Below are 9067 nucleotides of genomic sequence, written 5' to 3'. Positions count from 1 at the left end.
TGCTGGCTGCACACCTCGCGAAGCCGCATCGCAAGCGTGATGCGTGCTTCGCCAACCAGAGCGCCAGTTCCTTTTTCACGGAACTGGAACAGCGTAATGCCGCCAGCGATGGCTTGGCGCAGCACTTCCACGGGGTCACGCGTCGTATTCACGCTGCCCATTACCAAATACACCTGCATCGCATGCCGTACCGCTTCTGCATCCAGTGGGCGCATTACTGTTCACCCCGCAGTCTGCGCTGATACGCAAAATGATTCGTCGGCCCATGTCCGGCCCCAATCCCCAGCTCATCTTCAATGGCTGCCTGAATGAATGCTCGCGCGGTGGTGACGGCAGCCGGCACAGCTGAGCCTTTCGACAATTCGGCAGTAATGGCCGCAGAATACGTACATCCCGTTCCATGGGTATGCCTTGTCACTACCCGAACGTTCTCCAGATAATGAAAAGACTGACCATCATAGAGCACATCGACAATGATGCCATTTCCCTCATCATGACCACCTTTCACCAAAGCATACGTGGAGCCCATCTGCACGATCTGCCTTGCGGCTTCTTCACGCTGACTCAAATTCATAATAGACATTCCTGTAAGAAGCTCGGCTTCCGGAATGTTCGGCGTCGTGATCAGTGCATGAGGCAGCAGCTCCGTAATTAGCGCTTGAACGGCCTCCTTTTGCAGCAGGGGAGCGCCGCCTTTGGCAACCATAACCGGATCGATGACCAGATTGGACCAGCCGTATTGCCGCCATTTCTCGGCAACCAGTTTAATTATTTCAGCACTGTAGAGCATGCCCGTCTTCACGGCTGTAGGTTGAAAATCATCACCGGTCGAATCCAACTGTTGAGCGATTCCATCGTAAGGGATAGGGAAGACGCCCTGCACACCTGTTGTATTTTGGGCAGCAATAGCTGTAATCACAGTCATGCCGTATACGCCGAGCTCCTGAAAGGTCTTCAGATCAGCTTGAATTCCGGCTCCGCCACCATTATCAGAACCAGCAATCGTCAAAGCCTGCGCAATACTCATTTAGCACCTCCATCAATCCGACGAACCTGTGCCTGTTGTACGAGAACGTCAGGTGTCACTTGAGCCAGTTGATTCAGAAATTCGATCTGGAAGCTGCCCGGTCCCAGGTCAGCGGTACGTTCCGCCGCAATCTCTGCTGCAACGCCATAGAAAACGAGTGCCTCCACAACACTGCTCAGCAAGTCGTCTCCCGGTTTCGCTATGGCTGCAAAAGCACCAATCACGGAGCTGAGTAAGCAGCCTGCACCCGTTACTTGGGTAAGCAAGGCATGTCCATTACTCGTCAGGAACGTCGTTTGTCCATCCGTAATGACATCCTCGCGTCCGGTAATGACGACCACACAGCCGAGTTTTTGTGCTGCCCGTTCCGCTATTCCGATTCGATCTCCATCGCCTTGACCTGCATCCACACCTTTGATGCTCCAACGCTCACCGATGACATTGGCGACTTCTGCCACATTGCCCCGCAACACCGTGAGGCGAAGCTCACGAACGAGCATCTGAACGGTTTCCGTACGATAGGCGGTTGCGCCAGCTCCAACCGGATCGAGCACAACAGGCACGTTATTTGAATTAGCCGATTGCCCAGCCAGGCGGATCGCCTCAACTACCTTTTCGTCCAGAGTACCAATGTTCAGTACAACCGCTCCCGACATCTTGGCAACATCTGCGACTTCTTCATGCGCATAGGCCATAAAGGGAGATGCACCTAGTGCGAGCAAACCGTTGGCCGTAAACGGAGCGACGACAATATTCGTAATGTTATGAACAAGCGGATTTTGCGTACGAACACGTTCCAGATAAGACATATGAGTTCCTCCTAATAAATAAGCAAATTAATGAATGAAAGTGTCAGGGCAGGGTGGGCCATTAAATCATGGGAACTAAACGCTATTCTCGGATAGCTGGAAAGTCCATATAGAAAGCTTAATTAAAGAGTCCTTATCCTCGATAAAGATTCTAATCGTACAGTTATTGAATTCCGTAACTACTCATGTTATCGACATCTGATAATGAATTTACAACTTTCAAATTTCACTTGATCTCGTCCAGTAATCGATTTTACTTACTCACCCTGCAAGTTGATAAAAGCATCCTCAGCCTTTACGGAATCCGGAATCAGTTCACTTTGAACCAACCATGCACGTACATTTTCCCAAGAAGAGGCGCCCTGCCTGCCAAACGGCTGACCTTCTTCATTCATCAGTGGCAGTAAAATATTTAGGCTTTTGGTTTCGATCTCCGGGTCAAGTGGAGACGTTTCGTTCTCATGTGCGAGCAGAATGTTCAGCGCGTCCTCGGGGTGCTCTGTTACATATTTCTGTCCTTCCTGCATCGCTTTGATGAAGCGGGTAAGCTGATCTTTCTTCGCTTCAATGCCCGCATCACTTGCAGTGAGGACCAGTTCATAATAATCAGGTACGCCGTAATCGACGGGATTGATCGCTTTCATGGCATGGCCTTCCTTTTCCAGAATCAATTGTTCATGGTTAATAAAACCACCCATAATGGCATCTGCCTGCCCGGAAGCCAGGGAAGGGATCAGGTCAAATCCCACATCCACCAGATTCATCTTGTCGGGATTACCGCCATCCTGGCTGATCATGGTACGCACCATCGCTTCATACAGAGGGATTGAGGAATAGCCGACCGTCCTCCCTTCAAGATCTTTTGGCGATTTCACTTTACCGTTGGCTTCAGTCAACAGATGCACGAGCGGATGGCGAACGACGGCTGCAATCGAACGTACAGGAATGTTCTCCCCACGCGCGAGCAAAATTTGCGGCTGGTAGCTTAGTGCAAGATCGATTTTCCCGGCGGCAACAAGTTTGAGTGCATCATTCGTATCGGCAGGCATCTGGATATCGACATCCAGACCTTGATCCGCGAAGTAACCATTCTCCTGAGCAACATAGATGAAGGAATGCACTGCATTAGGATACCAATCGAGCATGATGGACAGCTTGTCTTTGGATGCCGATGACCTCTCGGCCGCAGATGATTCTGTATCTTTTGCATTGGAAGTTGAATCTGTAGCAGGTGTGTTGGTACCCGTATTTCCGCATCCGCTGATAATCAGTAACATAGATATGAGCAGAATGGGGAGTAGGGAGTAGATATGTTTTTTCTTCATAGCTTCAAATTCCTCATTTCCGTTTATCTGTTTTTGAAATCCGAAAGTTATCCAGTTTTTCTTCTACCTGCATGACGTGGTGTACTGAATCTTCTCTCCATCCATGCAATGAGTACAAACAGGGCGATACCGAGCAGGGATAACAGCACAATGGCGGCGAACATTGCATCCGTGTTCATATTGCTCGACATTCTGCGGCTGAAGTAGCCAAGCCCCTTGCTTCCACCAAGCCATTCACCGATCGTTGCACCGACCACACAATACACCACGGACATTTTCAGTCCCGAAAAGAAGGAGGGAAGGGCAAGTGGAATCTGGAGTTTGCGAAAAATATCCCACTTGGTGGCCCCCATCGTCAGCAGCAGTTCACGCTGCTCCGGATCACCCTTGCGCAGGCCATCGTAGGTGCTCACCACAATTGGGAAAAATGCGATCAGGAACACCACCGCCACTTTACTCCACAGCGTGTAGCCAAACCACAGGATAAAGACGGGGGACAGGGCAATCAGCGGGATCGTCTGACTGATCACGATGAAGGGATATAACGCTTTTTCAATCGACCGATTCATATGCATACCCGTTGCAAGTGCAATTCCGGCACCAATGGACAAGCCAAAACCAACGACAACCTCCATCAAGGTAGCAGGCAGATGTGTAGCCAGCAGAAGGTGGTGATGTTCATACAGCGAACGGACAATCGCCGTCGGGGCTGGAATGATGAAGGAAGGCACCCATCCCATACACACAATCCACTCCCAGAGAGCAAGCAGCAAGATCATGAGCAAAAGAAACAGACCATAACGGGCAAGCCAACCTCTTACGCTATGCTTCATGCTATCTCTCAAGTTACCGTCTCGCATGCAATTGTTCCTCCAGTTGTCGTCTCATCTGAACGAGAGCCGGTTCGTAGACCATGTCCGAATGTCTTGGACGTGCTAAAGGTACCGACAGATCCTGCAGCTGTTGACCTTGGCCCACCGGAGTTAACAGGATAATCCGATCACTGAGCAGCAGGGCTTCTTCAATGTCATGTGTGATGAACAACACGGTTTTGCCCAGGCCTTCCCATAGCTCCAGCAGCCAGCGATGCATATCCCGTTTGGTCAGGGCATCGAGTGCGCCGAATGGTTCATCCAGCAGCATAAGTTGGCCACCTGTCAGCAAAGTACGAAGCAGCGCGACACGCTGGCGCATGCCACCTGAAAGCTCGTCCGGGTAAGCATGCGCGTGGCCAGATAAGCCAAATCTGTCGAGGCCAGCCAGGATATCTGCTCGAATCCTTATCTTATCCTGCCGACCTGCAGCCAGTTCAGAGGGAAGCATGCAATTCCCCATGACGGTTCTCCAGGATAATAGGAGGTCCTTTTGCGGCATGTAGGCCACCTGCCCCAGTCGCTTTCCTTCTTGAACCCAAGGAATTTCAATGGTTCCGTGTGTTGGCTCAAGCAGGCCTGCCAGCAGCTTGAAAAGGGTACTTTTACCGGAGCCGCTGGAACCGATGAGCGAGACAAATTCGCCTTTGGCTACAGTCATCGACACATTGGAGAGCACGGGGGAATCCCTTTTTCCCGGGAAAGCGTAGCTCATGTTGTGAATGGTTATATCGTTATCCATCTCGTTCCGTCCCCCCTTGTTATTCATAATTCAACTTCAAACCGCGGGATCTTTAATTACACCTTCTGATCTGCTCGCAGAACGCGAAAAAGACCCACCCATTTCCGGAGAAATGAGTGGGTCTGTAAGTTCAATTCACATTAAATTCCATCATCAACATGAAAAAATCCGCTTACTGAGAGGCCGCTCCACTTCCCTCCGCTGGTATGATCCAGATCAGGTTCAAAGGGTCCGAATCGTTCGATTCGTCTCAGCCGCAAGGCTCCCCTAGTGCAATGTTTAAGATATGCAGTTGTGTGTTCAGCATATATCACATGCAAGTGGAATGTAAAGAGGGCGGCTTAAAAGAAGTGTGCGTAATGTGAGTTAGGAAAGTAACTAGGATCTAATCGTTTGAATGTAACAGTGAATCAAGCTCCCCGATCAGACGGGCAATCTGCTCAGGTGTGCCAATCGTAATCCGAAGCCAGGTAGGCATACCAAATTCGGCACCGCCGCGGACAGAGATGCCTCTGTTCAACAATTCTTTGGTAATCGGGCCACTATCCTGCAACAGATCAACCATGATGAAATTTGTTTCGGAAGGGATGTAGGGTAAGTTCCACTGATCAAAGGACTGCATTAACGTTTCCCTTCCTTGACGATTGTAGTGCAGGCAGTGAGAAACAAATTCATGATCATCCAGGCTGGCCAAAGCAGCGGCTTGGGATGTGGCTGTCAGACTGATGGGCAGCTTGACCCGGTTAATGCCTTCAATAATGCTTTCATTCCCGATGCCATATCCAATTCGCAGGCCAGCAAGTCCATATATTTTGGAGAAGGTCCGCAAAATAATCAGATTATTATACTGCTCCAGCAGCTTAACCGTATCAGGATAATCTTCACTTTCCGCGAATTCATAATACGCTTCGTCCAGGACAACCACGACATGGGAGGGAACATGTTCGAGTAAACCAAGTAGGGCATCTGCCGTGAAAATGGTTCCGGTTGGATTATTCGGATTGCACAGCCAGATAATTCGGGTAGAAGCATTGATCCGTTGCCGGAATTGCTCCAGGTCCAGTGAATGGTTGACCAAAGGCACTTCATGAATGACCCCGCCTGCCAGCAGCGTAGCGCCCTTATACCAGTTAAAGGAGGGCACTGGAATGAGTGATTCCTCGCCGGGATTAAGATAGGCTTGGGCGGTAAGGGTAAGGAGCTCGAATGAACCACTGCCAAATACCAGTTGGGAGGTACGCACACCCAGACGGTCCGCAAGTTTGTCACGCAGCAGTTGGCTGGAACCGTCGGGGTATTGAGCCAAAAGATCGGAACCCAGCGATCTGACCGCTTCCGCTGCCAGGGGAGAAGAACCGAACGGATTCTCGTTCGCTGCAAGTCGATCTACACTTTCCAGTCCCAACTCCCGCCGGATCTGTTCCATGGATTTGGCAGGCGTATAAGCCGGAATTTGAGTTAAAAGGTCTTTAACAGGTGGAGAGGGAACGGGTGAGAGGGATTGCATAATCATGCCTTCTTTCCAGTGGAATTAGATCGAGAATGATATCTGTTTCTGGGCAATCTGCTGTGGTGTCTCTTGTGGCGGAGTCAACAAGCGATTCAGAATCAGGTTTTCAAAATGAGCAAACCCGCTGTCCCGAACGCGTGGCCGCTCCAGCGTAATTCGGGTATCCATCGTTATATGACCATCCTCAATTAACAGCACTCTGTCTGCCAGCGCAACCGCCTCACTGACATCATGCGTGACCAGAATGACAGTCAGATCTTCTTCTACCCACAAGCGTTCGATTAATTGCTGCATCTCAATTCGTGTCAATGCATCCAATGCACCCAGCGGTTCATCCAGCAGCAGTAAGCGTGGATGACTTGCGAGTGCCCGTGCCAAGGCGACACGTTGTTTTTGTCCGCCAGATAATACCCCCGGCCAATCACCTTCACGCTCTCCAAGTCCTACATTGCGAAGCGACTGGCGTGCATCTTCCTTGTTCTTGTCGGGGATGCCCAGTCGTACATTGTCGAGCACGGATTTCCAAGGCAGCAGCCGGGCTTCCTGAAACAGAAACCGTGTCTCGGGTGCTGTACTGCCAAGCTTTCTGTTGCCCAGCATAATGCTCCCGGAAGAGGGGGGTTCCAGCCCGGCGATCAGACGCAGCAAAGTACTTTTGCCACAGCCGCTTCGTCCAACGATGGCTACAAATTCCCCTTGTCTTACATTGACGTTGATGTCGGATAGAATCGTCCGCTGATCATACGATTTCTGAACCCCATCTACTTGAAGAAAAGGACTGATCTGACTTGTGCTCATGGATCAATTCACACTCCTTTGCTTTACTTGCGGGATAGGGCCGGGTTCCAGCGCAGCCAGCGCCGTTCCAGCCATTTGGCGATGGTATCGGACAGCTTGCCCAGCAGGGCATATAGCAGAATGCTTAAGACAATTACGTCCATCTGCATGAATTCCCGCGCGTTCATCGCCATGTATCCAATCCCCGCATCCGCCGCAACCGTCTCGGCTACGATAAGTGTCAGCCACATAATGCCAAGTGCATAACGAATGCCCACCAGAATGGAAGGCAGTGCACCAGGCAGGATAATGTCCTTATAAAGGGACCAACGGCTGAGGCCATATACTTTGCCCATTTCAATCAGACCGGGATCGACCGATCGTATGCCGTGGAACGTATTCAGATATACCGGAAAGAATACACCCAGGGAAACGAGGAATAATTTTGCTTCTTCACCGATCCCGAACCACACAATAACGAGGGGGATCAAGGACAGATGCGGAATGTTGCGGATCATCTGCACCGAGGAGTCGGCGATCTTTTCCGCAAGGGAGGAGATGCCGTTCAGCACACCCAGCAGGAAACCGAGACCCCCACCAATGAGGAATCCTCCCAAAGCTCGTCTGGCGCTAATACTGATATTGTTCAGTAGTTCACCGTTACGAAGCAGACGAATGAAGGCCTCCAGTACCTGAGCGGGCCGGGGCAAAATATTGGCTGCAACAACTCCAGATGCAGTCAGCCATTGCCACAGAGCCAGAATGAGTAGTGGTACAACAAAAGGAATGAACTGGTTAAACCATGCCCGGTTAAAGGTTTTGGACCGCACGTTATGCCTACCTCCTTGCTTCCTTCGTTATTGGCTACCTGGAGCTGGAAGTTGATCTTGAAGTGCATCACTCCAGAATGTGCTCACATCGACTGCCTGCTCAAAAATTCCCGCTTGCTGAAACGTATCCGCTACGTCCTGTTCAGACTTGATGGCCTTTTCAGAAATGGCAACAATACGTGATGGGCGTTGTGCTTCTCCATCCGTGTAGGTTTTAAGGGCTTGATCCACGGGCTGGTGGGTGTTGTCTGCTGTAATTTGAGCCCACGCATCCTTATTGGCACGAGCCCAATCATTGAATTTGTTGATTCGCTCCAGATAATCGGCAAGGGCCTCTTTCTGTTCCGCATTTGCAATAGCCTGATCGGAGGCGGCTACAAGGAAGCTGCCTGACAGGATATCTTTGGCGCTGGCGAGCGTTGTTGCTTCATTCTGATGTGCGGAGATGATGGCATTGCCGTAACTGGCAAGTGCATCCACTTTCCCGCTTATCAGGGCGCTGAGTCCATCGGCTGTTGAAAGTTCGACCGGACTGATGTCACTCCAGGTTAATCCGGCTTCTTCCAGCATTTTGAGCAGGAAATAGTGGGCCGTTGTATTTTTTACGAAAGCAACTTTCTTGCCTTTCAGGTCAGCAACCGATTTGATCGATGAACCTTTGGGAACAACGACCTCCTGATTTAAGGTGCTGCCTTGTTGTACCGCAATAATCTTGAAGCTTCCACCATTGGCAGCTTGAGATGCAAAAATGGGCGGAATTTCACTGGTCACACCAAAGTCCAATTGGTTTGCAGCCATCGCTTCAAGGATCAGGTTACCTCCCTGAAATACGTTATAAGTGACTTTATAGGGGGTGTCATCGAGTCCGGCGGCTTTTAGCCCCAATTCGAGATTGCCCCATCCGGTCTGACCAACACGAATGGTAACGTCTTTATTCGAAGCAGCTGATGCCGCTGTCGGTGTTGTGCCTGTACCCGCGGCCTGATTGTCAGTTCCGGCAGAGCAGCCGGAGATCAGCATCAACAGAAGCGCGCTCAGAAAGGCAGTTAAGGGAAGAGTGTAATGGCGGTTTGGACGGATCATAGGGAGGAAACCTCCTTGGTGTATGTACTGCTTTCACTGGACTGACTGGATTCTATGAATGTTTGGCCGATACGGTCTGCCTGAAGAATGGC

The 9067-nt window shown here is 50.6% G+C and carries 10 protein-coding genes and 1 riboswitch; all 10 genes read right to left on the bottom strand.

The window, feature by feature from the left end; all coding sequences use genetic code 11:
- The coding region (locus A6049_RS31720) for a thiamine phosphate synthase (protein WP_205412066.1) at positions 1 to 215 on the bottom strand (215 nt) is incomplete at its 3' end.
- Entirely contained in the window at positions 215 to 1027 is an 813-nt protein-coding gene (thiD, locus tag A6049_RS31715) for a bifunctional hydroxymethylpyrimidine kinase/phosphomethylpyrimidine kinase (RefSeq protein WP_063568390.1), read from the bottom strand. The genes thiD and A6049_RS31720, both read right to left, overlap by 1 nt.
- Positions 1024 to 1836, bottom strand: a complete 813-nt coding sequence (thiM, locus tag A6049_RS31710; protein ID WP_063568389.1) for a hydroxyethylthiazole kinase — start codon at positions 1834 to 1836, stop codon at positions 1024 to 1026. The genes thiD and thiM overlap by 4 nt, the downstream gene beginning before the upstream one ends.
- 257 nt (positions 1837 to 2093) lie before the next feature.
- The gene (locus tag A6049_RS31705) at positions 2094 to 3161 is read right to left on the bottom strand and encodes an ABC transporter substrate-binding protein (protein ID WP_063568388.1); all 1068 of its coding nucleotides are present in this window, start codon (positions 3159 to 3161) and stop codon (positions 2094 to 2096) included.
- A 47-nt stretch (positions 3162 to 3208) separates the two neighbouring features.
- Positions 3209 to 4021 carry an ABC transporter permease gene (locus A6049_RS31700; RefSeq protein WP_481853554.1) on the bottom strand — a complete coding sequence of 271 codons (813 nt, stop codon included), beginning with the start codon at positions 4019 to 4021 and terminating at the stop codon, positions 3209 to 3211.
- A complete protein-coding gene (locus A6049_RS31695; RefSeq protein WP_063568387.1) occupies positions 4008 to 4775 on the bottom strand; it encodes an ABC transporter ATP-binding protein in 768 nt (255 codons plus the stop codon). The genes A6049_RS31700 and A6049_RS31695 overlap by 14 nt, the downstream gene beginning before the upstream one ends.
- 176 nt (positions 4776 to 4951) lie before the next feature.
- Positions 4952 to 5054: riboswitch (TPP riboswitch) on the bottom strand.
- Positions 5055 to 5160: 106 nt separating this feature from the next.
- On the bottom strand, positions 5161 to 6282 hold the full coding sequence (hisC, locus tag A6049_RS31690) for a histidinol-phosphate transaminase (RefSeq protein ID WP_063568386.1): 1122 nt from the start codon (positions 6280 to 6282) through the stop codon (positions 5161 to 5163).
- 24 nt (positions 6283 to 6306) lie between these two features.
- Positions 6307 to 7083 (bottom strand): ATP-binding cassette domain-containing protein, encoded by a 777-nt coding sequence (locus tag A6049_RS31685; RefSeq protein WP_063568385.1) that lies wholly within the window; start codon positions 7081 to 7083, stop codon positions 6307 to 6309.
- A 23-nt stretch (positions 7084 to 7106) separates the two neighbouring features.
- Positions 7107 to 7892, bottom strand: a complete 786-nt coding sequence (locus A6049_RS31680; RefSeq protein ID WP_063568384.1) for an ABC transporter permease subunit — start codon at positions 7890 to 7892, stop codon at positions 7107 to 7109.
- Between the two features lie 27 nt (positions 7893 to 7919).
- Complete coding sequence (locus A6049_RS31675; protein ID WP_063568383.1) at positions 7920 to 8975, bottom strand: ABC transporter substrate-binding protein; 1056 nt, start codon at positions 8973 to 8975, stop codon at positions 7920 to 7922.
- Positions 8976 to 9067: the final 92 nt, after the last annotated feature.

The organism is Paenibacillus sp. O199, assembly GCF_001636635.1.
Taxonomy (GTDB): Bacteria; Bacillota; Bacilli; order Paenibacillales; family Paenibacillaceae; genus Paenibacillus; species Paenibacillus marchantiae.
Note: the sequence above shows the minus strand (reverse complement) of the source record. Positions and strands in the feature narration are given on the sequence as shown.

Coding starts and splice junctions, on each gene's coding strand:
- thiD (WP_063568390.1), bottom strand. CDS start 1,027: ATGAGTATTGCGCAGGCTTTGACGATTGCTGGTTCTGATAATGGTGGC.
- thiM (WP_063568389.1), bottom strand. CDS start 1,836: ATGTCTTATCTGGAACGTGTTCGTACGCAAAATCCGCTTGTTCATAAC.
- A6049_RS31705 (WP_063568388.1), bottom strand. CDS start 3,161: ATGAAGAAAAAACATATCTACTCCCTACTCCCCATTCTGCTCATATCT.
- A6049_RS31700 (WP_481853554.1), bottom strand. CDS start 4,021: ATGCGAGACGGTAACTTGAGAGATAGCATGAAGCATAGCGTAAGAGGT.
- A6049_RS31695 (WP_063568387.1), bottom strand. CDS start 4,775: ATGGATAACGATATAACCATTCACAACATGAGCTACGCTTTCCCGGGA.
- hisC (WP_063568386.1), bottom strand. CDS start 6,282: ATGCAATCCCTCTCACCCGTTCCCTCTCCACCTGTTAAAGACCTTTTA.
- A6049_RS31685 (WP_063568385.1), bottom strand. CDS start 7,083: ATGAGCACAAGTCAGATCAGTCCTTTTCTTCAAGTAGATGGGGTTCAG.
- A6049_RS31675 (WP_063568383.1), bottom strand. CDS start 8,975: ATGATCCGTCCAAACCGCCATTACACTCTTCCCTTAACTGCCTTTCTG.